This is a genomic window from Pedobacter petrophilus (genome assembly GCF_009674725.1).
Classification (GTDB): Bacteria; Bacteroidota; Bacteroidia; order Sphingobacteriales; family Sphingobacteriaceae; genus Pedobacter; species Pedobacter petrophilus.
Genome location: NZ_WKKH01000009.1, coordinates 64,700 through 90,249, shown reverse-complemented (window position 1 = coordinate 90,249; position 25,550 = coordinate 64,700). Strand labels below are relative to the sequence as shown.

Genomic DNA, 25,550 nt, shown 5'->3' with positions numbered 1-25,550 from the left:
AAAAAATGCCCCGATTTGGGGCATTTTTTATTATCGAATATTGTTGTTAAATCTAACCTTTTGTTGGCTGGTTTGGTGCTTCCGGCCCTTTACCTTTTCTATCGCCATGACGCAATCCTTTATGCATTCTGTCACCTTTTTCTTTGGCTTCAGCACGGAAAGCTTCCATTTTTGTTTTTTGCTCTGCCGTTAATATGCCGTCGATTTTTGCTTTTTGTTTGTCGATTGCTGCTTTACGCTCATCCATTTTTCCCTTCCTCGCACCTTCTTCCGCTTTTCTCCAGGTTTCCATCTTTTTAGCGTTTTCTAATTCAACTGCATAAATTTTCTTTTTTTGATCTGCAGTTAAATTTAGTTCTTTCTCTAACCTCGAAGTTGCTTTTTCTGCACGTTGTTCTGCAGTTAATTTAGGCATTTGTCTTCTCGGTCTTTTGGTACTGTCTTGTGCAAACGCAGCAGTAAAACCCATTACTGCTATCGCGATTGTTAAAATTGCTTTTTTCATGTTCTTGTTATTTATGTGTTGTGAAATAATAGATATGAAAAGTGCTCAAGAGTTTAATTAGGTATTCGTTAAAAAGTGTTAATTTTTGTTAAGCTGCGAGATTGATTTTTGAATTTGAGCCATCATCTGGGTTAAGGTTTCCATGGTTGGGTCTGGTGCGGGCTCAGGTAAAGAGGTAGATATATAAGCTTTCGCACGCCAGATTTCTAAGATATCATCCGCAGCGATGGTATATGGATCGTATACTTTATTATCTGATACTAATTTTAAGTCTTTATTTTCTTTGAAGCGATTTCCGGCGCGTTTGTAAACAACACCTTCATTTTTGCTGATCACAATATAGGTTTCCCCGGTTTTCACTTCATTCCAGTTATCTAAATACTCTCCGATGATCACACTTCCAGGTTGGACCGGCAACATACTATCACCCATAATTTCGAAAGCCCTGAAAGTTCCCTGACGAAGGGCAGCCAATGGCAATTGAAATTTCGGAAGATCACTGATGTATTGTGGATCTGAGAAACCATTTAAATAACCGGCACTTGCCTTAACGGGTACCAACTCAATATTCTCGCGATCGTTCTGATCAACCGAAATACTCAATACTCTTAAGTTAGAACCCGAGCTTTTAGGCTTAGGTTTCCAGCTGTCGCTTATCTTCTCATTGATGAATTCATCGATGGTTAAGTCAAAATATTCTGCTATTCTTTTTAGTAAATCGTATTTTGGCTCTGCTCTGTCTTCTTCGTAAGCACCGATAAGTGATCTCTTAATTTCCATAATATCAGCGAAATTTTGCTGTGTATGGCCTTTTTTCTTTCTGAGATACTTTAAATTATTTGAAATATTCGACATAAAAATAAAGTTTAAAATAAATTTGGAATTACTAAAATAGTTAGTAATTTTATGCTCATAAAGTTAGTAATATTATTTTGATTTGCAAGAAGGCATACTAAATAGTTTAGTTTAATTAAAATTTAAAGATTATGAAAAAGTTTGTTTATATCGTTACCGACAGAAATCGCACCAGCATGCATGTAGGCATGAGTTCAGATTTAATTAAAACATTAGATTTCTATAAGCAAATGCCTAATTTGTTTTTTGATAACGGGCAACAATTAACACGTTTAGTATACTTCGAAGAATTCAAAAGTGAAGTTCAGGCATTGGCCCGTTTTAAAATCATCAGCAGGTTTACCAGAATGCAAAAAGAACGTTTAGTACGTTCTTGTAATCCAGATTGGATTGATCTTACTATCGGGTTAGATTTCGAAAATATCCTGTTGCATAAAAATATAACCAACCAGATCAATCTGGCTTTTACGAGCTTGTCTTAACCCGTTTTATCCTTGCAATAAATAATTGCATGATGTCAATAAAAAAAGCAATTAATGGTGTTTTAATTGCTTCAATTAGCTAGTGAATTTAATTTTTTATTTTCTTTAGAAAGGTATTTTCCAAATCCTGAAGATCTTTAAAAAATTCATTTTTATCCATAAAAATTTGCGGATGATAAGCATCTCCGGGTTTCCGCTTATTATGGAGATCAAATTGGCTGGCATGGGATGTTACCCAAAGGTCGAAATCGAGCTTTTTCATTGCTTTAAAAGTTTCGGAATAGTCTTTTTGGATATTCGGGTAAGCCACTATCTCAGAAAAACTTCTATCTACAATGATAGAAGGCATATTGGCAATTAAAACTTTATAAGCTGTAGTTTCATCTTTCGTATTGAATATGAAACTACAAGATCCTTCGGTATGACCCGGATGATGAAGCATGGTTAAGGTTGTATTCCCTAATTTAACCTGATCATTATTTTTTAAAAGTACATCTGGTTGTACTGGCTTGAAGGTTACGCCATACTTTCCAAGTTCATAATCTGATTTTCCACCGGTTTTCAGCGCCACCGCGTCTTTTGCATCTACGTAAAGTTTTGCACCGGTTTCCCTTTTAATGTCTGCCATTGCGCCCATATGATCGAAATGTGCCTGCGTTAAAAGCAATACTTTTATGGATTTATAATCAAATCCTAGAGTTTTTATATTCTCCTTGATAATTGGAAGTGAATTAGCAAGGCCCGTATTAATTAATATATTTCCTTTATTGGTTACGATCAAATAAGAAGCAAGATCATAGGTGCCAACATAATAGAGATTACCTGCAATTCTGAAAGGCTCTGTAGGCTGCGACCATTCTTTAGGGTTGTCAGTTGGCTCTTTAACTATTTGCGCAAATGCTAATAATCTAAAAGACAACAATGTCAATAGCACTATTTTTTTCATATTTAATTCTTAATTAAAGTTGTTTCTTCATTTGGAATAAATAACCCCACAACTCATTTTCATTTAATCGATATGCTTACCAGCCCGGTGCAAAGGTTAAACCAAACACTCCGCCCTTAACATCTTTCCGCTGGAAAGGGATAGCATAATACGGTTCTAATACAAAATAACCAAAGATATTTACCCGCAACGAGATCCCTACACTCATTACCGGCACGCGTTCAGTGGTAGATTGGACGGTAAGCTGTTTACCCTGACTATCTAAAACCGGATTGCCACTGTTATCTCTTAAGATTTCTGTGGTGTAGGTCGGTTCACTTTTAAACTTCACTTCGGTATCATTAGTCCATGCTAAACCAGCATCAAAAAACAAATTCAGATCACTAAATAGAAATTTGGATGGAATGGCCGCTAATTTTTTAGGGCCGGTGAACGGTAGTCTTAATTCAAGATTGAAAACTGAGATTTTACTGCCTGTTAATTGGTTAATATCAAAAGACTCTGAAGATTGCGCCGAAGTTGTTTTATAAATGGAATTTGATTCGTAACCTCTGACTAAATAGGGGTAACCAACATACATAGGGTAAAGACGATCAGCATCATCACCAATTCTTAAAGTATTATAGGTTCTTGCTGCAATGGTAACAGGCTTCAATCTCCAATACTTTCTTAAATCTGCAGTTACGCCAGAAAAGTTATAAGTGCCAAAATATTTCTCTGCACTTACGCGATACCTGAAACCATCTAACGGACCAGTTAACCCGAAAATAGAATTATCTCCAACAAACCCGGCATTTAATTGGTAAAGCGTAAATGAATTAAACGGAACACCATAATCCTGTGTAGCTACTTCGTTGGAAATACGTTTCCGGTCAGAACCGATAAAGTTGCCTGTAGAATTATAGTAATTGCTATATCGGTCTATTCTATAACTATAGTGTGAAAACGCACCTCCTAACTCAAAACGATGAATTTTGCTAAGCGGATAGGCACCAAATAACTGAACCTGGTCTTCGAAAGTTCTAATGATATCGGTGTTTTGGGATAAAGCGTCAACAGTTGTATTGTTATCAGCTGGAAGTTTTTCAAAGCTTGTCGAATTAAAACCTGATACATAAGGAATGTGAGAAACCGCAGCACCCCAGTTAATCCTGCTTTTTTGATTGATGTACCCAACTAAACCTCCGGCATCATAAATTTCTCCGTTTACAGAGATATTGGCAATGATTTGATTGGTACCTAAGATATCGCTAAACATCCCCACGATACCACCGGAAACTCCTGTGCCGAAACGGCTCGAAGATACCCCGACACCACTGTTTGCTAAATAATCTAGTCTGAACTTTGGCTTGTAGGCTACTGTTTTTAAAGAATCGGAAACTACTTTCTCAAACCTGTCAAAATTATTCAGGTTAGAATTGACAATGTTAACACCGATATTTTCCATAGGAGGGAGGATCGCTGCATCAAAGTTTTCATCCCTGTTTCCTATTCTGGTTGGCTTGAAGCTGCTGAGTTTCGCATTATATAAGGTATAACGCTGGTAGCGATAATAACTGTAAACAATATCATCTGTGGTGGACACAGAAATTGCGGGCGAAAATTCCGTAATGCCGCTAATGCCGGTAAAATAATCAGTTAACTGGTCTACCGTATTGTCTGCGAAGTTGTATTTATAAAGATTTCTAAATCCATCTCTGTTTGACAGGAAATAAATATTCTGACTATTTCCTGAAAACTGGGCGTTTAAATTGTTCGCTCCGGGAAACACATTCAAATTGCTCACCACATTCTTTTCAATATCGTAAATAGCCAGGTTAATCGGGTTTACAACATTGATATTTTTAGCCTGCATAGCAGCACGATCTGAAGAGAAAACGATCTTTTTCCCGTCAGGAGCATAGTTCGGTGCATAATCTGAATAAACATCATTGGTAATTTGAGTAACCTTTTTCGAATCCAGGTTATAAGAAAAAATATCACTTTGTCCTTCTACCATTCCCGAGAATGCAATATCTTTTCCATTTGGCGACCAGGTTAGGTTGCCAAACTGCTGTACCTGATCCATTGCGGTTTGAGATACAGTTGTTCCATTTGATACATTAATAATCATCATCTGGTTTCGCCCGTGGCTAAAAATACTGAAGGCAAACTGCTTGCTATCCGGCGACCATGCTCCGGCAGATTCGATAAAGTTAAAGTCGTCTATGTGTCCATTGCTGATCTGGCTACTTAACTTCCGGATAATTCTGCCTGTCTTAGCATCAGCAAGAAAGAGATCAATACCAAAAAGATCTTTTTCAGACATAAAGGCAAGGTATTTTCCATCCGGACTTAAAGCAGGAGCGACGTTCATGTTTCCTGCATTTTTATTATCAATAATTTTGGTACCCGTAATCTTAATTTGAGAACTATCTGCCTTTAACATCGGCTTATAATGCGCATCTATAGCATTTTTCCATAAACCGGATAGCGTCTTATCATCGTACCCAAAAGTATATCTAATGGCATTTTCATATCCATATTTTGCCGTGTTTTTAAACAACGGAACAATGGTGGTGTCTCCGTATTGGGAGCCGATATAAGTCCAGAATGCCTGACCGTAACGATAGGGAAAGTATTTATTCGAATTGGTTAAGTCTTTTAGTGAAGGAATATCCCGGTTCAACATGGCGTCTCGCATCCACATGGATGTAAAAGCATCCTTTTTACCAATTGAAAGGTATTCAGCCATCCCTTCAACCATCCATAACGGCGTTTGGCCAACATTTTCCATACTGATGGAATCTTTTTCTAACAGCGTATGGTATTGAAAGGCGTGAACCAACTCATGGCCAAGTACGTGTCTGGTTTGGCTGTTTAGTTCCATTACCGGCATAATTACCCGGTTTTTTAAGGCCTCGGTTACGCCGCCCGTTCCAATGCCAATTTCGCCTTGAAGCGCTGTGGTTTGCTGAAAATCAGGATGATTATTATATAAAATAATTGGATTTTTCTTTAAAAAAGTATCCCTAAAAACTTCCTGGTGCATTTTATACCAGGTTTCTGCTTCCTGAGAAAACTTCTTTAATAGTGCTTCATTTTTAATGTAGTAATAGATTTCAAAATGCGGTGTTTGTAACACTTTGAAATCGAGTTTTTTATACCTTACTTTATTTTGTCCAAAATATTGCGCCTGAGCCGAAAATGAGATAATAAATAGAATCAATATCGGAAGGTACCTCCTAATTAAAGTAGAGCCTTTTTTCATGTGTTTGGTTTAAAGTAATATGTTGTAAAAACTAAAAGATTAAACGGAAATTGAAGTAAAACTAATAATTGTTTCAAGCATTTTTAAAAATTTAACATTTCAGAAACTGCCCAAAACAATTCTTAATCCATATTTCCTTAGATATGGTTAGTTATTTTCGTTATTTTTCTTTTCTTTTTCTTCCTGGCGTTGCTTCCTTCGCAGTTCTCTTTCTTCCTTGCGGGTTAGGGGAACAGTTTGCGCAGGCTGGTTAGGAACGGGCTCTTGTTTCTTTTCATCCTTTTTTACCTCTTGTTCAGCTGGCGTTACCGGATTAGCCGGATCAACCTCTTCTGGTACATCAAACTGTGTAGAATCTACAGCAGTTGTATCTACTGAAGTGGTATCTCTTACGTATTGCGGACTCGGACAGTTATAGCTTCTTGTGATTTCTACAGTAGCTTTTGGAAAAGGTCCGTAAGAATAACCTGTAGACGGATCCAGGTAAACCTTCTCCATAAATTTAGCAAAGATAGGGAGGGCCGTTCTGGAGCCTTCCCCTTGTTCACCGTTTTTAAAGTGCGCTGTTCTTTCATCACAACCTACCCAAACCCCGGTTACCAGGTCTTTAGTTAATCCCATATACCAGGCATCAACATAATCTGATGAAGTTCCGGTTTTACCACCAATCTGGTTATTCTTTTTAAATAAATTCGGCCATTCCCACAAAGCCTGAGAAGTTCCCCTTGGCTCTTCCATACCACCACGGAACATGTAAGTCATTAACCAGGCAATTTCCTCGGTTAATACACGCTTCGTTTTCGGTTTAAATTCATCAATGATATTATTATCCTGATCAGTAATTTTTTCGACTAAAATCGGATCAGTTTTAATGCCTTTATTCATGAAGGTACTGTAAGCCTTCACCATTTCATAAACTGTTACATCATTCGATCCTAAACTTACTGACGGAACAGATTCCAAATGGCTGTCTATTCCGCATTCGTGAGCATATTTAACTACATTATCCCAACCCACTTTCTCTGTAACCTGTGCGGTAATGGTATTTACCGATCTTGCCATCGCCCAGCGTAAACTCATTTCCTGGTAAGTGATGTTGTAATCTGCATTTTTAGGCTCCCAATATTTGGTTTCTCCTTTGTCCTGGTATTTGATTCTTACTGGCTTATCTGTAAATTTATCGCAAGGACTCATTCCTTGTTCCAGGGCTGTTAAGTAAGCAAAAGGTTTGAAAGTTGATCCGGCCTGGCGTTTTGATTGATTAACGTGATCATATTTGAAAAACTTATGGTCAATGCCGCCCACCCAAACTTTTATTTTTCCACTCGCCGGCTCCATGGTCATCATCCCGGTATTCATGATCTTACCATAATAACGAATAGAATCCAGGGTTGAAAATGAGGTATCACGATCACCTTTGTACGTGAAAATTTTCATCTTTTTCTTCTTATCAAAGTAGGCTGTAACCGAATCAGGCTGATTTGGGAATTTCTTCATCAGCATGCTATAGATCGGCAAATTTTTCATCGCCCGTTCCGGATAATTCACTTTATTTTTTTCTGAATCATACCAGGGGTCTTCATTTCCCCAAACGCTATAAAATCTGCGTTGCAAGGTTTTCATTTGCTCTGCTACTGCTTCCTCAGCATATTTTTGAAGCTTTGAATCAATAGTGGTGTAAATTTTTAATCCATCTTCATACAAATCGTAGCCATTATCCAGACACCATTTTTCAAGATATTTTGCCACAGCAGCTCTCAAATAAGAATCACCATCACTTCCATCTTCCATTTCACCTTCTTTTAATTTAATTGGTTCTTTGGAAAGGGCAGCTAAGCTATCGTTACTTAAGTATTTGTATTTATTCATTTGTCTTAACACCACATTTCTCCGTTCCAAAGCCCGTTCCGGATTTTTAGTTGGATTATACATGGTAGTACCTTTCAGCATTCCCACCAGCATTGCAGCATCTGCAACACTCAACGCACTTGCATCCTTATCAAAATAGATCCTGCTGGCCGTTTTAATTCCGTATGCATTATTTCCGAAAGAAACGGTATTCAGATACATGGTGATAATGTCATTCTTTGAATAATGTGATTCAAGCTTAACAGCTGTTAGCCATTCTTTTAACTTAAATATAACCGTTCTGATCAGTGGAATTTTCACCAACAGCCCTTGAGATTTATTATACCTGGTCCGGTATAGATTTTTAGCCAATTGCTGCGTAATGGTACTTGCACCACCTTTTTCACCCAGTCCGATTACGGCACGGCCTACCGCTTGCGCATCAACCCCCCAATGTTTGTAAAAACGAACATCTTCTGTAGCCACCAGTGCATGAATTACGCTAGGTGAAATTTCTTCAAAATTGACGGGAGTTCTGTTCTCTTTAAAGTATCTGCCAATTAATTTACCATCAGAAGTGTAAAGTTCAGATCCAACCCGCAACGTAGGCATTTTAATGTCGTGCGTGCTTGGAGAATAACCAAAGAGCCAGAGAAAATTAAGCTGAAGTGCGGAAAAGAAAATTATTATGAAGAATAAAAATATTGCAGAATAACGTAAGTACTTGTTTTTTATCTCTTTAAACATATTGGCTAAGGTGAGCTTTTGGTAAATGCTGAAGCGTTAAATATAAAAAACTCTATATGCAAATTAACGTTTTTACTTTACTTATTTTTTAGTTCTATATTTAAAATATTGATAAACTGAATTATCTAAAACAATGCATAAGTATGAAGAACGAATTTAAAGCGCTAATTATACAGGGCGATAGCAAATTTTCTTTAAAAAAATTTGAAACTGATTTTACCGGCAGCTATAATAAAGAGAAGGCAAAGGATGAATTAATTAAGACGAAAATTGAAATCAGTCACCTGCAGGAAAAATTATATGCTGCTGGTAAACATTCCATTTTAATCATTTTTCAGGCGATGGATGCTGCAGGAAAAGATAGTGCCATTGCGCACGTAATGAGTGGATTAAACCCACAAGGGTGCCAGGTTTTTAGTTTTAAAGTGCCAACTGTAAAAGAATATGAGCACGATTTTCTCTGGCGTCATTACCTGGCATTACCAGAAAGAGGGAGAATTGGTATCCATAACCGATCTCATTATGAAAATGTATTGGCCTGTAAAGTACACCCTGAATATATATTGAACGAGAACATTCCCGGGGTTGATGATGTAAAAAAAGTTAATAAGGATTTTTGGAAACAGCGGTATGAAAGTATTCGCAATTTCGAATCACATTTGAGTGCAAATGGAACCGTGATTCTGAAATTTTTCCTCAACGTGGGCCGGGATGAACAAAAACAACGCTTTTTGGAGCGGATTGAAGATCCGACTAAAAACTGGAAGTTCTCATCCGGCGACATTAAAGAAAGGGCCCATTGGGACAAATATATGAATGCTTATCAGGATGCAATCAACGAAACAAGCACCGAAGTTTCACCATGGCATGTAATCCCTGCCGATAAAAAATGGTTTGCCCGTTTAGCCATCAGTGAAATAATTTTAGAGCGACTTAAGAAGCTAGATCTTGATTTCCCTGTAGTAACCGATGAAGAAAAAGCAAAGCTGGAAGAAACAAAGACAATATTAATGACGGAATGATCAAAGCATTATTGGTAATCCAACCCGAACCTCGATGAGTCGGGCTTATTTTTTTTCTTTCGCTGCAACTCAAACTCATAAATCGCTTTACCCAGGTTTTTCATAAACGGGTAACAAACCGTTTCATATTCATATTTATTTATAATGAAGAGTGCCGGCAATAAGATTAATTTCATGTTTAAATTTTGATCAATAAATAGAACCATTTACGATAAAATCAAACTTTCCTCACATCCATTTTACGATTGGCTTTATTTTACTACTTTTGCAGCGCTTTTGGTTTCCGGTGCACTTAGTGCCAGAATTAAAAGGGAATGCAGTGTAATTCTGCAACTGTCCCGCAGCTGTAAGCTCCATAACGATTTTTAAATCTATGCCACTGTTAACTATAAATTAATGGGAAGGCTCAAAAATTGGGAGTAAGTCAGAAGACCTGCCATATGCATATAATTTCATAGCTTTCGGGGATTGAAGCTAGGATTGGAGTACTTAATGGTTTCGTATTTTCATTTCCTTTTCTATCTGTTGGCTGTGGGCAAAACTCACAATCAAATGAACAAAAAACAACTAATTATTGCAGCAGGCATCGGCCTGGTGCATTTCGGTATTAGCCAAGCTAATGCCCAGGACTCCCTAAGACTTAAAGATGTAGTCATTTCGGCTACCAAAAACGATCAAAAGCAATCGCAAACAGGTAAAGTGGTGAGCATCATTAGCCGCGAAACTTTAGATCGCAGCAATGGTAAGTCATTACCAGAATTAATCAGCGAGCAGGCCGGCATTATCGTTGCAGGTTCCGGAAGTAATCCCGGGTTAAACAAATCAATATTTTTTAGAGGTGCAGGTAGTGCATACGCAGTAGTTTTGATAGATGGAATCGTTCAAAATGATCCCTCAGGAAATGGCGGGGCATTCGACTTACGTTTATTTTCGATCGATCAAATTGATCACATCGAAATTTTAAGAGGTGGACAATCAACCATTTATGGTTCTGATGCTATCGCAGGGGTAATCAACATTGTGACCAAAAAAGGGGGTGCAAAAGGCAACACTATTTTCGGGGTAGCCAGTGCAGGTAGTTATGAGACTTATAAAGGCACAATTGGCTTAAATGGTGCTGTAGATGGCTTTACTTATAATGTAAATTATACTCACCAAAAAAGTGATGGAATTTCTGAGGCAGCCAATCCGGCAGGTAATAATACCGAATTTGATAAAGACGGATATAAAACAGACGGTGTGAATGCAACTTTCGGCATTCAGTTAGATAAACGTTTTTCAATCAATCCATTTGTGCGTTACTACCGTGGAAACTACAAAATTGATGAAGGCGCTTTCTCTGATGGCTTACCGGCAAATAATACCACATTAAAAAACTTCAGTGGTGGTTTGAATAGCAAATACGATTTTGGTTCTGGCAAAATAAACTTAAATTACAGTTACCAAAATACTTCGAATAATACTTCGAGTAGTTTTGATGGTTTTCCTTATAGCAGTATAGGATCAGGAAGCATCAGCTTGATCGACCTGTTTTACAATCAAAAATTAAGCGAAAAATTAAATTTACTAGCTGGAATTGAAAACCGTGAGATGCACTTAACATCTGGTGCTAATCGTCCGGAAACTAATATTTTTGCAGCTTATGGTTCATTATTCCTTCACGATTTGAGTATTTTTAACATGGAAGTTGGTGGCCGTTACAATAAACATGAACAATATGGAGAAAACTATACTTATACGATAACCCCAAGCATTAACATCATTAAAGAAGTTAAATTATTCGGAACGGTTTCTACCGCTTTTAAAATCCCGACACTTAATATGCTTTTCGGGCAATTTGGAGCTAACTTAAATTTGAAACCAGAGAAATCTCAAAATTATGAAGCCGGCGCAAACTTCAGCTTCGCAGAAAACAGGTTCTCTTTACGCGTTGCAGGTTTCAAAAGAGATTTAACTGATGCGATCATTTACGATTTCGCCACTGGCTATATCAATCAGGAAAGTCAAAAAGTTAAAGGTTTCGAAATTGAACCGGCTGTTAAAATCTGGAAACTAGATATTAATGGCTATTATTCATATGTAGAAGGAAATGAATATAATAGTGTAAACAACAGGGTAGAAGACTTTCTTTTCAGAAGACCTAAGCATTCTTTTGGTGTAACTGCTGGTATCCAGGCTACATCTAACCTATATGTAAATGCAAATTATCGCTACTTCGGAACCCGTACTGACGGTAATTTTACTACTTACGCAATAGAAAACCTGCCAGGCTATAAATTGTTAAGCGCTTATGCAGAGTATGCTTTAGCAAACAGAAGAGTTAAAATCTTCTTTGACGCGAAGAACATCTTAAACGAAAAATACAGTGAAATTATCGGTTACAACACCTTAGGTTTTAACTTTAATACCGGGGTAACTTTTAATATCCGATAAGAAAATATAACTTTGTAAGATAAATTTGTCAAAAAAGCATGTCTAATCTAAAATTCAATCCACGCAACGTTATTTTGTTATTGATGATCCTGGTCATTACGGCTTTACGTTTGCTTATTACCTTTAATTCTGATGCACTTCAATTTGCTAACTACTCATCAATAGGAGCGGTTGCCTTATTTGGTGGCGCTTATTTTAAAGATAACTTAAAGGCATTTGCTTTTCCGTTAATAAGCTTACTACTTAGCGATTTTGTCTTGTATACAACCATTTACAAGCAATATGTTGATATATTATTAGTACAAGAGTTTTATACCTATTTGGCAATTGCCTTAATGGTTTTGGTGGGCAAAGCGATGTTAAAGAAAGTAACGATTGTAAACCTATTGGGTTCAACAATCGTCATTACGCTAATCCATTGGATAGTAAGTGATTTTGGCTCTTGGTATAAGAACCCACTGTTTACACAAGATCTAGTTGGATATTGGAACTGTTTAGTAAAAGCAATTCCTTTCGAAGTAAGGTTCTTAGAAGGGACATTATTATATGGAGTGATTCTTTTTGGTGCTTTTGAAATTTTAAAATCTAAGTTTCCGGTATTAAAATTAAACAAGCTGCAAACGCAGGCCATATAAGTAATACTTAATAAGTGATAATCCTCTTTTGATTCAGTTCAAAAGAGGATTTTTTTTATCTTTAACATTTAGTTGTGCCAATTCATTGCAGAGTAAAAATAAATCAATAATCCAGATTCAATAAAATTCAAGCCCATGAAAGTAGTTTCCTTTTTACCAGCCGCCACAAAGATGATTTACGATATGGGCCTGCAAGAATATTTGCATGGCGTAACGTTCGAATGCCCGAGGGAAGCGGTAGATCAACCTAAAATAGTGCGATGCATTCTAGAGGGTAAAAACTATTCGAGTATAGAAATCGACCGGATCTTCTCGGCATCCAAAGCACAGGGGAAAAGTTTGTACTGGGTTGATGATGAACTTTTAGAAAGCATTGCACCTGATATTGTTTTTACTCAAGACATTTGTGAGGTTTGTAATATCGATACTGTTTGTACGGAAACAGCCGTAATGAAACTCAGCAAGCAACCTATATTAGTTCCTTTATCGCCAAATAATTTGCAGGATGTTTATGAATGCGCCATCACAATAGCCAGGGCATTGAGTAGGGAAGAGGTTGCGCTTCATTATTTAGCTCAACTGCAACAGAAAACAGATGCAATTCTGGATACCTTAAGAGCAAACAAGGCACCGTTGAAGCGGGTAATGCTGATGGAGTGGATTGAGCCAGTTTACAATTGCGGACATTGGATTCCGTTTCAGATTGCAGCGGCAGGCGGAGTGGATATGCTGTCTAATCCGGCAGGAGATTCTATTGTTACCCCTTGGGAGAAGATTCTGAAATATAATCCTGAAGTTTTGGTGATTGCACCTTGTGGCTTCGATGTGAACAGAACGCATGAGGAAATGAACTTAATTACATCAAAAACAGGATGGGATAGCCTGGAAGCGGTAAAGCAAAATCAGGTTTACCTGGCCGACTTTGATATGTTTACGCAGCCTAGTGTTGGAACTTTAGTTGAAGGAATTGAAGCGCTGGCTTGTATGTTTCATCCAGAATTGTTCCAGGCTGACGAGAAAATCAGTAAGAAATTTATCAATCTGCATCACGCGGCAACAGTTCATCAATCTGTTTAATTTATTGAGATGAAATTAGTTGTTTTAACAGGGGCGGGGATCAGCGCAGAAAGCGGTTTAAGAACTTTTCGTGATTCGGACGGACTTTGGGAGGGATATAATATTGAAGATGTGGCTACGCCAGAGGCCTGGGAACGAGATCCTGAATTGGTTCAGGAGTTTTATAATGAGCGGCGGCGACAAGTTGTTGCCGCACAACCCAATGCGGCCCACTTTGCTTTAGCAGAATTGGAACGCCACTATGATGTCGCGATCATCACCCAAAATATTGATGATTTGCATGAACGTGCGGGGTCAAAAAAAGTAACGCATTTACATGGGATTATTACCAAATCGCAATCAGATCTTAAATCCAATTTAACCTATCCCATTATTGGTACCGAAATTAAAATGGGCGAATTTTGTGAATTTGGTAGCCAGCTTCGTCCACATGTGGTTTGGTTTGGCGAGGCTGTGCCCATGATCGAAGTAGCTGCTGAAATCTGTAATCGGGCAGAATTATTTATATTAATTGGAACATCCCTGGCTGTCTATCCTGCGGCCGGATTAATAGACTTCGTTCCGAGAGGCATAACAAAATATATCATCGACCCCAAAACGCCTGATGTAAGGCGTTATAAAAATGTGATCTCAATAGAAAAGAATGCCGTCGACGGAATGGAAGCGCTTAAAGCCTTGTTATTACATGGATAAAAAGATTTGCATTTTCAACTGGAGTGGCGGTAAAGACAGTACCCTTGCCTTGCACTACGCACTTCAGAATCCCTCAATAGAAATCCGTTACCTGGTAACCACTGTAACCGAAAAGTATAACCGCGTCTCGATGCATGGGGTAAGAGAAGCATTGCTTATCGCCCAGGCAGAAAGCATTGGTATTCCTTTATATCAGATCCGGTTAGGCGAAATGCCGGATATGGATACCTATGATCAATCAATGGCTTTTCACCTTAATATATTTAAAAATGAAGGCATTACACATTCCATTTTTGGGGATATCTTTCTGGAAGACCTTCGTAACTATCGGGAAAACAAGTTAAAAGAGATTGGTCTAAGTGCAATTTTTCCACTTTGGAAGAAAAATACCAGATATTTAATTGATGAATTTTTAAATCTGACCTATAAAACCATCATTGTCTGCACACAAAGCGACCTGGAAAATATCTGTGGAGAAGTAATTACCAGTACATTAATTGATTCGCTTCCGTTAAATATTGATCCTTGCGGCGAAAATGGGGAGTTCCATACATTCGCTTACGAAGGACCAATCTTTCGCAATAAAATCAGTTTTACCCTTGGAGAGAAAGTATTCAGAACTTATCCGGCACCACTGCAGAAAGATGATTCTTCTGACGTATGCCAGGCAACCCCCAGCCTTTCTGGCTTCTGGTATATTGATTTAGTGGCATAAAATTATCGCTTTGAAATTTTTGGCATCATTTTTTCTTTACTATATCGTAATTAACTAAATCACACAATTAAATGAAACCTGCTGGTATGGTTAGGATACCAAAGTAGATTCATTAAAAGAAAAACGTTATGAAAAAGATATTTGTAGTAATCGCATTAAGTTCAGTGATGTTCGCTTGTAACAATAAAGCAAAAGAAGAAGCAGCATTAAAACAACAAGAAGCTGAAAAGCAATTGGCTGTTAAAGCAGTTAAAGATAGTTTACGTTTAGATAGTTTCAAAAGGGCAGAAGTAGCCAAAGTTGAAGCTGAAAAAGAAGCTAAACATCAGGAAGAATTAGTTGCTGCAAGAGCTGCAGGTGCTAAGTCATCAAGATCATCCAGATCTTACGCAAGTTCTGGTAGCAGTTCAGGCGGAAGTTCTAGCTCATACGGTGGAACACAACCAACTGCTAAGAAAAAAGGTTGGAGTGATGCAGCTAAAGGTACAGTAATTGGTGGTGCAGCCGGTGCAGTTGGTGGAGCATTAATTGATAAAAAAAAAGGTAGAGGTGCCATTATTGGTGGTTTAGTTGGAGCTGGTGGCGGTTATTTAATCGGTAGAGGCGAAGACAGAAAATCAGGTCGTGTGCAACCTAAAAACTAAAAGCATATTATCATGGAGAGCGGTTATTTTTAATAACCGCTTTTTTTTTGCCTATTTTTTTTAACTTGGAAAAAAAAGAATAGGATGTCAGAAAATCAAATCCCTAAAGATGGACAGATACAACATTTTGTAATGTTCTGGTTAAAGCCCCAATTAACAAAAGCTGAAGTGGCAAACTTCAAGAAGTTTTTTGAACACTTGAAGCCCATTAAATACATTAAAACCTTACACTACGGCTTAGCGGCGAACACACCAATCCGACCTGTTACCGATAACTCATTCACTTACTCACTTACCATCACCTTCGATAACATAGCAGATCATAACGCTTACCAGGAAGATAAAACGCACCTGGATGCTGTAGAAAAGTTCTCCGCTAATTGGTATAGGGTAGTGGTTCACGATACCATATTATCCTAAAAATACAAACCCTGCAGATTTCAAAAAACCTGCAGGGTTTTTTGTTAAAAAGCCAAAACCTCCCACTTATTTGGCAAAAACATGATTCCAAATATTATTCTGTTTGTTTAATTATTAATCTCTTATTGAGCAAGTTATCTATATTTATTTAAATAAGAATAACAGATTTTTTTTAAAAATATCTTTTCAAATCAGTTAATAACTCAAAATTAAATTCTGTTTGTATATATTATGATTTGAAAATCAATTACTTATGCTTTTAATTTGGTTAAAACTGATGCCTGCTATACGCGGATGTAAAATCACTTCTCATCACTTTAAAGCGTTCAATTACAGTCGCTATAAATTCTTCATCCAGGATTTCAAACACATCATTCACACCTCCTCCGCTAAGATCGAGCTCAGCAAGCTTATAGCTCTGCTCGAAAGTGCCTTGCTCAAATTTTACAATATACTTCTGGTTCATCGAAAAGATGGTAATCTTACATTCAGGATGTGGTAACTCTGCTATAACTCTCATGTAAATTTTTATTTTTGATTTGTTGCACGAAGCGGTTCATATTCACTTACGGCCATGCCATTAAAAACACCTTGCATCTCTAAAACCTCAAATCGCGCAAAAAGATCTTCAGAATACCATTTACGTTCTCTGGTTAACTTAATGATCTCCGCATGGTCAAAAGACTTGTAAGCGTAGTTTTTCATGCTTTCGGCACTATCCCAGATTGAAAAAGTAGCCTGATCAAGAAGTGGGTTTTCCCCAATTCCCGCAGAAAGAATAAAGCCGTCAGATTTCTTCATTTGATCTGCTGCTCTTTTGATATTGCTTCTAAATTCTTTCAGCTTATTAAAATTGATTCTTGCCCGCGTAATCACTGCTATTTGTTCAGAACTGGGTTTATAATCTTTATCTGCCTTAAACGGCTCTTTACCTGACCATAAGCCATGGCTGCTTAAAGGCTTAAGTAAAACGGTAAAAGCTTCGTAGCCAAAGAATTTAAACCATTTCATAGGAAATGATCTTTCGTAAAATTGATCGCAATCTTCTTTATTATCCCAGGTTGTGAAGATTGCCCAGTGTTTTAAATCTGGTGCAAGATCTACCTGAGCATCTTTTCCGCTTCCCATCAGTTTCCAGAACCTGCACTCCCGATTAAGCCACAAAGGAATTCTGAGTATCGCCATGCCCAAAAACGCAAATGGAATATTGATACCGCGAAACTTGGTAATGGTTAAGGCTGCAATCATTAATGAATGTTTTAAGCCTCAAAACTAATTAAATTAACAGATCAAATCATTCAGTTTTTTGTCATTATCAAACTATACCACAAATTTCAAACAAATGATTTTTAACTTTGTGCCATGGCAGAAGATTTGACTATAAACAGAGCAGTATCAAAAAAAGAACAGTATGAATCCTTAATTCCTCAAATTGAAGGGTTGTTATTCGGCGAAACTGATTTTGTAGCCAATATGGCGAATGTTGCTGCCGCCTTAAAAGAACAGTTCAAGTGGTTTTGGGTAGGCTTTTATCTCGTAAAAAGCGAAGAGTTGGTTTTGGGCCCATTTCAGGGACCAGTAGCATGTACCCGGATTAAAAAAGGAAAAGGTGTTTGCGGCGCTTCATGGCAACAAGAGCAAACGCTTATCGTTCCGGATGTAGACGCATTTCCTGGTCACATTGCCTGTGCTTCAGCATCAAAATCAGAAATTGTATTGCCACTCATTAAAAACAATGTGGTGATTGGTGTATTAGATGTTGATAGTGAATTTTTAGATCACTTTGATGATACAGATAAAACTCACTTACAGTCAGTTATTAATATTTTATTAAATAAATAGATTAATTAAGTTTGAAGTTATCTGCTGAATATTACCTTAACGAGGATGTTATATCGCTGGCAAAGGATCTGCTTGGCAAAATACTATACACTAACATAGATGGCGAGGTAACTGCCGGCATTATTGTGGAAACCGAAGCCTATTTTGGAATCAAGGATAAGGCTTCTCATGCTTACGGTGGCAGAAGAACGAATCGTACCGAAACCATGTATAGTAAAGGCGGGGTTTCTTATGTGTATCTATGCTACGGTATGCACCATCTTTTCAATGTGGTAACTTCGGTTAGGGATGATCCTCATGCCGTATTAATCCGGGGAATAGAACCACTAATTGGTATAGATGTAATAGAAGCACGGAGAAACATGTCTGTTGCAAAGGCTGCTATTTCATCTGGTCCGGGTTCTGCAGCCAAAGCGCTCGGCATTGATCGGTCTTTTAACGCCAAAGACCTGAGAGGAGATGAAATATGGCTTGAAGACCAGGGGATCAGGTATCATGATCATGAGATCGCAGCAACTCCGCGTGTAGGTATCGCTTATGCGCAGGAACATGCCATTTTACCCTGGCGCTTTTTTGTTAAAGGCAATAAGTATGTAAGCAAGCCAAATAAGGTTACAGAATAAAATAAAACATTTTGACCCCTGACCTGTTTTTCAATCAAATATCCAGAAGATGAAAAACGAAAAAAATATAGCAATTCTAAAAGAGTTAGCGGAAGGTGTGAGAACTTGTATGTTTACAACAGTATCTTCCAGCGACGAATTCGGAAGCAGACCTATGAGTACTGCTAAAATTGAAGAGGATGGAAGTATTTGGTTTTTTACCAACGAGTACTCTTTGAAATCAAAGGAGATCTCAAAAGAGAATAACGTTTTACTATCGTATAGCGATCCATCGAAAAATACTTATTTAACTGTTAAAGGGAAAGCAGAATTGGTGGATGATCAGGTAAGAAAAGAAGCCTATTTTTCTCCATTTGTAAAAGCATGGTTCCCTGATGGCGTAGAAGATCCAAGATTAATTTTGATCAAGGTAACACCGGAAGAAGCAGAATACTGGGATTCTTCATCATCTAAAATCGTTGTATTGTTCAGTATTTTAAAAGCAGTTGTAACTGGCGATACACCTGACATGGGAAAACACGATACAATAAAATTCTAAATATATCATCACCTTAAAAAGCAGGATTGGAAACAATACCTGCTTTTTTTGTAATATTGGATAATGAATTTTAAAAACAACTTGGCGTTTGCACGGGAGCAGGATGAGAATGATGCTTTAAAAGAGTTCAGGAAACAATTTTTATTTCCAAATCATAAAGGTAAAGAATTTATCTATCTGTGTGGTAATTCTTTAGGTTTGCAACCTAAAGTAGCAAGCGAGGTATTAAAGAGGCAATTAACTAACTGGGCAAATTTAGCGGTAGAAGGGTGGTTTGATGGCGAAGAACCCTGGATGTTTTATCATAAAGAGCTTAAAGCCCTAATGGCACCAATTGTTGGCGCTTTTCCGGCTGAGGTTTGCCCGATGAATACCCTTACGGTAAACTTACACTTATTAATGGTTAGCTTTTACCAGCCAAAGGGCAAGCGGGTTAAAATTATCATGGAGGGTGGTGCTTTTCCATCTGATCAATACGCGATAGAAAGTCAGGTCAGATTTCATGGATATCAACCGGATGATGTGATTATAGAAGTTTTTCCGAGGGCGGGTGAAGACACGCTAAGAACAGAAGATATCATTGCCAAAATCAGCGAACACCGTGACGAGCTGGCCTTGGTGCTTTTTGGTGGCATAAATTATTACACCGGCCAGTGGTATGATATGAAGCAGATTACGCAGGCTGGTCAAGCGGCCGGTGCCATAGTTGGCTGGGATTTAGCTCATGCCGCAGGAAATGTGCCGGTGAAGCTCCATGATTGGGGTGTTGACTTTGCATGTTGGTGCTCTTATAAATATCAAAACTCTGGCCCGGGTGGCATAGCCGGAATATTCGTTCATGAAAAACATTTTAATGATCGTACCTTAAATCGTTTTGCAGGTTGGTGGGGCTATCAGGAAGATAAACGTTTTAAAATGGAAAAAGGGTTTATTCCTGAAGCCGGAGCCGATGGCTGGCAGGTGAGTTGCACCCAGGTAATGCCAATGGCGCTCTATCACGCATCTTTAAAAATCTTTGAAAATGCAGGATTCTTATCTCCGTTAAGGGATAAAAGTATTGCATTAACCGGATACTTGTATTTTATTATTAATGAGGTTAATAAAGAATTAAATGCTGAGCAATTCAGGATCATTACCCCCGAAAACCCAAAAGACAGGGGTGCACAATTATCCATCATCGCCGCCAAAAATGGAAAAGAGATTTTCGATGGACTTGTGGCTAACCATGTTCTTGGAGACTGGCGTGAACCCAATGTAATTCGATTAAGCCCGATTCCTCTTTACAATTCTTTCGAAGATATTTATTTAACAGGACAGACTCTGCTGAAAGTTTGTAAAGCAACTTTATAGCACTATTCATTATGATTAATTACAATCCAAAAGATTGGTTTACCTATATTTTCCACTTTCATAAAGGAGATACTATTTTAAAGCTATGGCCGCTGATGATCAGCGTATCCATATTTTCAGCATTAGTAGCCTTTTTGGAACTTAATGTTTTTAAGCTTTCTAAAAGTGACTATGTGAGTAATATTGGAATGATGCATAGCCTGCTCGGTTTTGTAATTTCCATGCTCCTTGTTTTTCGCACCAATACCTCTTACGATCGCTGGTGGGATGGACGCAAGCTTTTAGGCGGTTTGACGAATGTAAGCCGAAACTTCGCCATGAAAATAAAAGCTTTGAAATTGCCGGAAGATGACCTGCGTTTCTTTGAATATGGAATTCCAAAATTTGCTTTCGCGATGAAAGAACATCTTCGGGAGAAAAAATACTTTGGAAAAAACAGCTTCCTGATTGAAGTTAAGGATGGCAAGCACATACCGAATCAGGTGGCCAGTAGCATGATTACCCGGATTTATGACTTATTAAGGCAGGGCTTAATTTCGCAGGAGCAACTCATTATATTGACAAATGATGTGAACCAGTTTACAGATATCTGTGGAGGCTGTGAGCGGATCAAAAATACACCAATCCCATATTCATATAGCGCGTTCATTAAAAAATTTATCTTCATTTATGTTCTTACTATTCCTATCGGCTGGGTCTTCAGCCTGGGTTATTACCTGGTGCTGATTGTTCCCTTTATTCTCTATGTACTAGCAAGTTTGGAGCTCATAGCTGAAGAAATAGAAGATCCTTTCGGGATGGATGCAAACGATTTACCTGTAGATACCATTTGCAATAATATTGAAAAACATGTAGAGGAAATTCTGGGTAATGATTAAAATTGCTTACCATTATTTGTATGCTCATCCATTGTCTGAGGGACATCGTTTCCCTATGTTGAAGTACGAGTTAATTCCAGCGCAACTATTGCATGAGGGAATCATTGAACAACATCACTTATTTAGTCCTGAACCGGTTGATGAAAAGACCATATTACTCACCCACCACAAAAATTATTGGGAGCAGCTTCGGGATTTAACGTTACCTCCAAAGGAGCAAAGACGAATAGGTTTTCCTTTAAATGCGCAGTTATTAGAGCGGGAGCTCAGGATTACGCAAGGCACAATAGATGGTGCTATACATGCACTGAACAGTAGAGCGGTATCTTTTAACATGGCTGGCGGAACACACCATTCTGGCAGCAACTGGGGGGAAGGTTTTTGTTTATTAAATGATCAGGCAATAGCAGCTAACTATCTTTTAAGTAATAAGTTATGTGAAAATATATTAATCGTTGATTTAGATGTACATCAGGGAAACGGAACCGCAGAAATTTTTCATAAAGAACCCCGGGTTTTCACTTTTTCTATGCATGGCGAAAAGAACTTTCCATTTAGAAAGGAACGATCAGATTTGGATGTTCCGTTAGCTGATGGTATTCAGGATGAAGAATACCTTACATTATTGAGACAGCATTTACAAATCGCATTCCATAGGGCGAAACCAGATTTTGTATTTTATCTTTCGGGTGTGGATGTACTTGCTACAGACAAACTCGGAAAAATTGCATTAACTAAAGCGGCATGCAAAGAACGCGATAGAATAGTGATTGAAGGTTGCAAAACCAGAGGTTTACCTATGCAAATCAGCATGGGTGGCGGATATTCGGTAAACATTCGCGATATCGTGGATGCACATTGCAATACGTATAAAGTTGCTTTTGATTTGTTTAGTTAAACTTATAGAAAATATACATTGAATCGAAAGGGAATTACACTTAACCACGAATTCTGGTCGGCGAGACAATAATCGATAAAAAAATTAGTCGCTGCAAAGTCTTCAGTGAGATTGAAATCAAATTTCATATTCTTATCTTCGCGACAATATGCTGGAGATCATTTACGAAGACGAAAATTTAATTGCCATTAACAAACCGCATGGACTGTTGGTTCATCAATCATCGATTGCAAGAGATGCCACCGAGTTCGCTTTACAAATGCTTCGGGATCAGGTTAGTAAACATGTGAGTCCTGTTCATCGTCTGGATCGGAAGACTGGCGGGATTTTATTATTTGCTTTTGATAAACCCTCTGAAATTGCTATGCATCAGCAATTTATGAATACAGAAACTGACAAAAAATACCTTGCTATTCTGCGAGGCTTCGCTCCGGATTCAATGGATATTGATTATCCGCTGGCAAAGGAAAACGGCACCATACAAGAGGCTTTCACTTCTTTTAAGACATTACAAAGGGCAGAAATTGATATTCCGTTCGGGAAACATCCTACATCCAGATATTCTTTAGTAGAAGCTATGCCCAAAACGGGCAGAATGCACCAGTTGAGAAGACACTTTAGCCATATTCTTCACCCCATTATCGGCGACCGCACACACGGTTGCAATAAACAAAATAAATTCTTTCTGGAACAATGGAACATGTCTACCATGTTACTTCATGCTTCAGAATTAAGTTTTACCCATCCCATTACTGCTGAAAAAATTCATTTAAAAGCAAATCTTCATGATGAGTTTAAGCGTGTAATGCAATTCATGAATATTATAATCTAACACAATTTTTGATTGAAAAATCTGTTTATAAAGACACCTATGATCAAGCACCTACGTTTCGCAATCCCAGTTTTAGCACTTTTTACAGCAAGTTGTTCTTCGGTATACATGCCCAATGTTCCCAATACTCCAATGTTGAGTAAGCAGGGTGAGTTTAGTGGCGGTGGCCATATCTCTCTAAAAGGAAACGCCAGTATTAATGGTGCATATGCTGTATCAGATCATGTTGGCGTATTGTTTAGTGGCTCGACTATGAGCAACGACCGGAAAAGAAAAGATTTTGGTCATAAGCTGGTGGAAATTGGGGGTGGATATTTTGATACTTTTGGACCTGATAACAACAGAATTATTGAAATTTATGCCGGAGTTGGAAAGGGCTGGAGCGATATTACATTTAGAGACTATAAGGATGATGTATTGCTAAGTAGCGAATTTCAGGAAGTAGATTACCGGAAATCATTTTTGCAAGTGAACTACAGTTCCAAAAAGAAAAATAATCTTCGCTTGTTTGGAACAGATTTTCCGATTAATTATGGTACAGCGTTAAGAATAAGTCATGTTAAAATGGATCGTTTCTTTTTAAATGGTGTAGTTCAGCCGAAGGAAGATAACATCTTTTTCGAGCCGGTTTTCTTCACCAGGATGGCATTAAGCAAGGTTGTTCAGCTTCAATATACCACCAGTAGCAACATCGGTTTAAAGAACCGCAAATATATGTCAGCCGGGAACTCCATATTTACAATTGGCGTAGTGGTTAATGTTGGCGGAAAATAGTCATATAAAGAAATAATCAGGCAACTTTAAAAAATAGCGATCTGCGATAAACAGATCGCTATTTTTTTGTTAATTGTGATCAACGCTAGTCGCTACATTTAATGCTCTTGTTTTATTCTGAAATCTAAGAAACAATAGGATAGAAGCTGTTAATAAACCAAGAGTTAAGCCATACCAGATCCCGTTTACTCCCAAACCAAAGTGGAAACCAAGTACGTAACCCACCGGAATTCCAACCACCCAGTAAGCTAAAAAGGTAATAAAAGTAGGGATATTTACATCACCAATCCCTCTGAGCACCCCTAAACCAACAACCTGTGTGCCATCAAAAAGCTGAAAGAAACCGGCTATGATTACCAGTTGTGATGCAATTGCTACTACTTTTAAATCGCCTGTATAAATAAATGGCAGTAAGTTATTGGCCAGCATAAACATGATTGCCGTACAAGACATGAACAATAAAATAACATGGTAACTCGCTATAGCAGATTTACGAAGGTCATTAAAATTATTTTTACCAAAGTTGTTCCCGGTTTTTATGGTTGCTGCAGATGCTACTCCGCTCGCCATCATATACGTCATCGCAGCCAGGCCAATTGCAATCTGGTGCGCAGCTTGCTCCACCTCGCCAATGGTACCTATCAAAATCGCGGCACCGCTAAAGGCACTTATTTCAAAAGAATATTGCATGGCAACCGGCGCGCCAATTTTAATCAGTTTAAAAGCCCTGATCTTATCCATAAATGTAGCCCTGAAATCAGTCAGGTATTTTTTGAAATGTTTTGATCTTAAAACATAAACAGCCATCACCACTGCCATGAGCGTTCTATCAATTAAGGTACTTAAACCGACGCCGCTTACGCCCATTGGTTTGATCCCAAACATCCCTTTTACAAAAATTATTCCCAACGTTATATTAAGCACATTGCCCCAGATCGACACAAACATCGCCTGCTTAGTGAAACCTAAACCTTCGGCAAACTGCTTAAAGGTCTGAAAAATCAAAAGGGGAATAATAGACACCGAAAGCAAGCCTAAATATGGTTTAGCATAACTTACTACAGCGGGAGTTTGGTTCAGGTGATCAATAACCAGTAACACACCAAAATGCACGATGCCATACAAGAAAATTCCAATCAGAATATTAATAATTAAGCTGTTTGATAGTAACCTTCCACATTCCGCATGGTTTTGACGACCATTTTCCTGTGCAATCAAGGGGGTTAAGCCATAGGAGATGCCCAGACCAATAACCATGATTAAGATAAAAATGCTGTTAACCAGGGAAACAGATGCGAGTTGCGTGGTATCCGTAAAATGCCCAACGATTATACTGTCGGCCATATGCACTAAAGTGTGCCCAACCTGAGACCCTACTATTGGCAAAGCCAGAAGCAGATTTTCCTTATAGTAGTTTTTATATTTAGCGTAGATTCTGGAAAACATAGTCCGCAAAGGTCGCTTTTTCAGCGCTCAATAAAGGCAGTGAAGCAAAAGTTTATTTTTGCGTAATGCTTTTGATGACATAAAACTTCCTATTTAA

At 38.0% G+C, this 25,550-nt stretch carries 26 protein-coding genes and 1 riboswitch; of the genes, 17 read left to right on the top strand and 9 right to left on the bottom strand.

The genetic code is table 11. From position 1 onward, the window contains the following. Nucleotides 1-52: 52 nt before the first annotated feature. Both GJU39_RS08065 and GJU39_RS08060 read right to left on the bottom strand, forming a co-directional pair. Nucleotides 53-505 carry a hypothetical protein gene (locus tag GJU39_RS08065; RefSeq protein ID WP_154280278.1) on the bottom strand — a complete coding sequence of 151 codons (453 nt, stop codon included), beginning with the start codon at nucleotides 503-505 and terminating at the stop codon, nucleotides 53-55. 78 nt (nucleotides 506-583) lie between these two features. Next, a complete protein-coding gene (locus tag GJU39_RS08060) occupies nucleotides 584-1,360 on the bottom strand; it encodes an XRE family transcriptional regulator (RefSeq protein ID WP_154280277.1) in 777 nt (258 codons plus the stop codon). A 131-nt stretch (nucleotides 1,361-1,491) separates the two neighbouring features. On the opposite strand from GJU39_RS08060, the gene GJU39_RS08055 reads away from it, so the two are divergent. Further along, a complete protein-coding gene (locus tag GJU39_RS08055) occupies nucleotides 1,492-1,842 on the top strand; it encodes a GIY-YIG nuclease family protein (RefSeq protein WP_154280276.1) in 351 nt (116 codons plus the stop codon). Nucleotides 1,843-1,930: 88 nt separating this feature from the next. On the opposite strand, the gene bla is transcribed toward GJU39_RS08055, so the two are convergent. From bla to GJU39_RS08040, 3 genes are all read right to left on the bottom strand, one after another. After that, nucleotides 1,931-2,788 carry a subclass B3 metallo-beta-lactamase gene (gene bla / locus GJU39_RS08050; RefSeq protein WP_154280275.1) on the bottom strand — a complete coding sequence of 286 codons (858 nt, stop codon included), beginning with the start codon at nucleotides 2,786-2,788 and terminating at the stop codon, nucleotides 1,931-1,933. A 76-nt stretch (nucleotides 2,789-2,864) separates the two neighbouring features. Beyond that, the gene (locus GJU39_RS08045) at nucleotides 2,865-6,038 is read right to left on the bottom strand and encodes a peptidase MA family metallohydrolase (protein WP_154280274.1); all 3,174 of its coding nucleotides are present in this window, start codon (nucleotides 6,036-6,038) and stop codon (nucleotides 2,865-2,867) included. A gap of 147 nt (nucleotides 6,039-6,185) precedes the next feature. Beyond that, nucleotides 6,186-8,633: a transglycosylase domain-containing protein gene (locus tag GJU39_RS08040; protein ID WP_154280273.1), complete on the bottom strand. Its 2,448-nt coding sequence runs from the start codon at nucleotides 8,631-8,633 to the stop codon at nucleotides 6,186-6,188. A gap of 143 nt (nucleotides 8,634-8,776) precedes the next feature. On the opposite strand from GJU39_RS08040, the gene GJU39_RS08035 reads away from it, so the two are divergent. Continuing rightward, nucleotides 8,777-9,655, top strand: coding sequence for a polyphosphate kinase 2 family protein (locus GJU39_RS08035; protein WP_154280272.1), 879 nt, complete (start codon nucleotides 8,777-8,779; stop codon nucleotides 9,653-9,655). A gap of 8 nt (nucleotides 9,656-9,663) precedes the next feature. Here the strand turns inward: GJU39_RS08035 and GJU39_RS08030 are convergent, their stop codons facing one another. Beyond that, nucleotides 9,664-9,831: a hypothetical protein gene (locus GJU39_RS08030; protein ID WP_154280271.1), complete on the bottom strand. Its 168-nt coding sequence runs from the start codon at nucleotides 9,829-9,831 to the stop codon at nucleotides 9,664-9,666. An 84-nt stretch (nucleotides 9,832-9,915) separates the two neighbouring features. Continuing rightward, a riboswitch (cobalamin riboswitch) is annotated at nucleotides 9,916-10,110 on the top strand. A 97-nt stretch (nucleotides 10,111-10,207) separates the two neighbouring features. On the opposite strand from GJU39_RS08030, the gene GJU39_RS08025 reads away from it, so the two are divergent. From GJU39_RS08025 to GJU39_RS07995, 7 genes are all read left to right on the top strand, one after another. Continuing rightward, on the top strand, nucleotides 10,208-12,088 hold the full coding sequence (locus GJU39_RS08025) for a TonB-dependent receptor plug domain-containing protein (protein WP_167515666.1): 1,881 nt from the start codon (nucleotides 10,208-10,210) through the stop codon (nucleotides 12,086-12,088). Between the two features lie 38 nt (nucleotides 12,089-12,126). After that, nucleotides 12,127-12,723, top strand: a complete 597-nt coding sequence (locus GJU39_RS08020) for a DUF6580 family putative transport protein (protein WP_154280269.1) — start codon at nucleotides 12,127-12,129, stop codon at nucleotides 12,721-12,723. Nucleotides 12,724-12,858: 135 nt separating this feature from the next. Further along, nucleotides 12,859-13,800: an ABC transporter substrate-binding protein gene (locus GJU39_RS08015; protein ID WP_154280268.1), complete on the top strand. Its 942-nt coding sequence runs from the start codon at nucleotides 12,859-12,861 to the stop codon at nucleotides 13,798-13,800. A gap of 9 nt (nucleotides 13,801-13,809) precedes the next feature. Continuing rightward, a complete protein-coding gene (locus GJU39_RS08010; protein WP_154280267.1) occupies nucleotides 13,810-14,493 on the top strand; it encodes an SIR2 family NAD-dependent protein deacylase in 684 nt (227 codons plus the stop codon). After that, a complete protein-coding gene (locus GJU39_RS08005) occupies nucleotides 14,486-15,208 on the top strand; it encodes a Dph6-related ATP pyrophosphatase (RefSeq protein WP_154280266.1) in 723 nt (240 codons plus the stop codon). Before GJU39_RS08010 ends, GJU39_RS08005 begins: the two co-directional genes overlap by 8 nt. A 128-nt stretch (nucleotides 15,209-15,336) precedes the next feature. After that, the gene (locus GJU39_RS08000; RefSeq protein ID WP_154280265.1) at nucleotides 15,337-15,852 is read left to right on the top strand and encodes a YMGG-like glycine zipper-containing protein; all 516 of its coding nucleotides are present in this window, start codon (nucleotides 15,337-15,339) and stop codon (nucleotides 15,850-15,852) included. Between the two features lie 84 nt (nucleotides 15,853-15,936). Continuing rightward, nucleotides 15,937-16,272 (top strand): Dabb family protein, encoded by a 336-nt coding sequence (locus tag GJU39_RS07995; protein ID WP_154280264.1) that lies wholly within the window; start codon nucleotides 15,937-15,939, stop codon nucleotides 16,270-16,272. Between the two features lie 268 nt (nucleotides 16,273-16,540). Here GJU39_RS07995 and GJU39_RS07990 read toward each other — a convergent pair whose 3' ends face one another. Together GJU39_RS07990 and GJU39_RS07985 are read right to left on the bottom strand one after the other, a co-directional pair. Continuing rightward, the gene (locus tag GJU39_RS07990) at nucleotides 16,541-16,792 is read right to left on the bottom strand and encodes a hypothetical protein (RefSeq protein ID WP_154280263.1); all 252 of its coding nucleotides are present in this window, start codon (nucleotides 16,790-16,792) and stop codon (nucleotides 16,541-16,543) included. An 8-nt stretch (nucleotides 16,793-16,800) separates the two neighbouring features. Then, entirely contained in the window at nucleotides 16,801-17,520 is a 720-nt protein-coding gene (locus tag GJU39_RS07985; protein WP_154280262.1) for a DUF3291 domain-containing protein, read from the bottom strand. Between the two features lie 114 nt (nucleotides 17,521-17,634). Between GJU39_RS07985 and GJU39_RS07980 the strand changes: the two genes are divergently transcribed. The 8 genes from GJU39_RS07980 (at nucleotide 17,635) to GJU39_RS07945 (ending at nucleotide 24,007) form a co-directional block, all read left to right on the top strand. After that, nucleotides 17,635-18,114, top strand: coding sequence for a GAF domain-containing protein (locus GJU39_RS07980; protein WP_154280261.1), 480 nt, complete (start codon nucleotides 17,635-17,637; stop codon nucleotides 18,112-18,114). Nucleotides 18,115-18,125: 11 nt separating this feature from the next. Next, a complete protein-coding gene (locus tag GJU39_RS07975; protein ID WP_154280260.1) occupies nucleotides 18,126-18,737 on the top strand; it encodes a DNA-3-methyladenine glycosylase in 612 nt (203 codons plus the stop codon). Between the two features lie 49 nt (nucleotides 18,738-18,786). Beyond that, entirely contained in the window at nucleotides 18,787-19,275 is a 489-nt protein-coding gene (locus GJU39_RS07970) for a pyridoxamine 5'-phosphate oxidase family protein (RefSeq protein ID WP_154280259.1), read from the top strand. Nucleotides 19,276-19,338: 63 nt separating this feature from the next. Next, nucleotides 19,339-20,625 (top strand): kynureninase, encoded by a 1,287-nt coding sequence (gene kynU, locus GJU39_RS07965; protein WP_154280258.1) that lies wholly within the window; start codon nucleotides 19,339-19,341, stop codon nucleotides 20,623-20,625. Between the two features lie 11 nt (nucleotides 20,626-20,636). Then, nucleotides 20,637-21,503, top strand: coding sequence for a bestrophin family protein (locus GJU39_RS07960; protein ID WP_154280257.1), 867 nt, complete (start codon nucleotides 20,637-20,639; stop codon nucleotides 21,501-21,503). Next, nucleotides 21,496-22,401: a histone deacetylase family protein gene (locus tag GJU39_RS07955; RefSeq protein ID WP_154280256.1), complete on the top strand. Its 906-nt coding sequence runs from the start codon at nucleotides 21,496-21,498 to the stop codon at nucleotides 22,399-22,401. The genes GJU39_RS07960 and GJU39_RS07955 overlap by 8 nt, the downstream gene beginning before the upstream one ends. Nucleotides 22,402-22,549: 148 nt before the next feature. Beyond that, nucleotides 22,550-23,233 (top strand): pseudouridine synthase, encoded by a 684-nt coding sequence (locus GJU39_RS07950; protein WP_154280255.1) that lies wholly within the window; start codon nucleotides 22,550-22,552, stop codon nucleotides 23,231-23,233. Between the two features lie 39 nt (nucleotides 23,234-23,272). Next, entirely contained in the window at nucleotides 23,273-24,007 is a 735-nt protein-coding gene (locus GJU39_RS07945) for a hypothetical protein (RefSeq protein WP_154280254.1), read from the top strand. A gap of 69 nt (nucleotides 24,008-24,076) precedes the next feature. On the opposite strand, the gene GJU39_RS07940 is transcribed toward GJU39_RS07945, so the two are convergent. Beyond that, entirely contained in the window at nucleotides 24,077-25,453 is a 1,377-nt protein-coding gene (locus tag GJU39_RS07940) for an MATE family efflux transporter (RefSeq protein WP_154280253.1), read from the bottom strand. Nucleotides 25,454-25,550 lie beyond the last annotated feature (97 nt).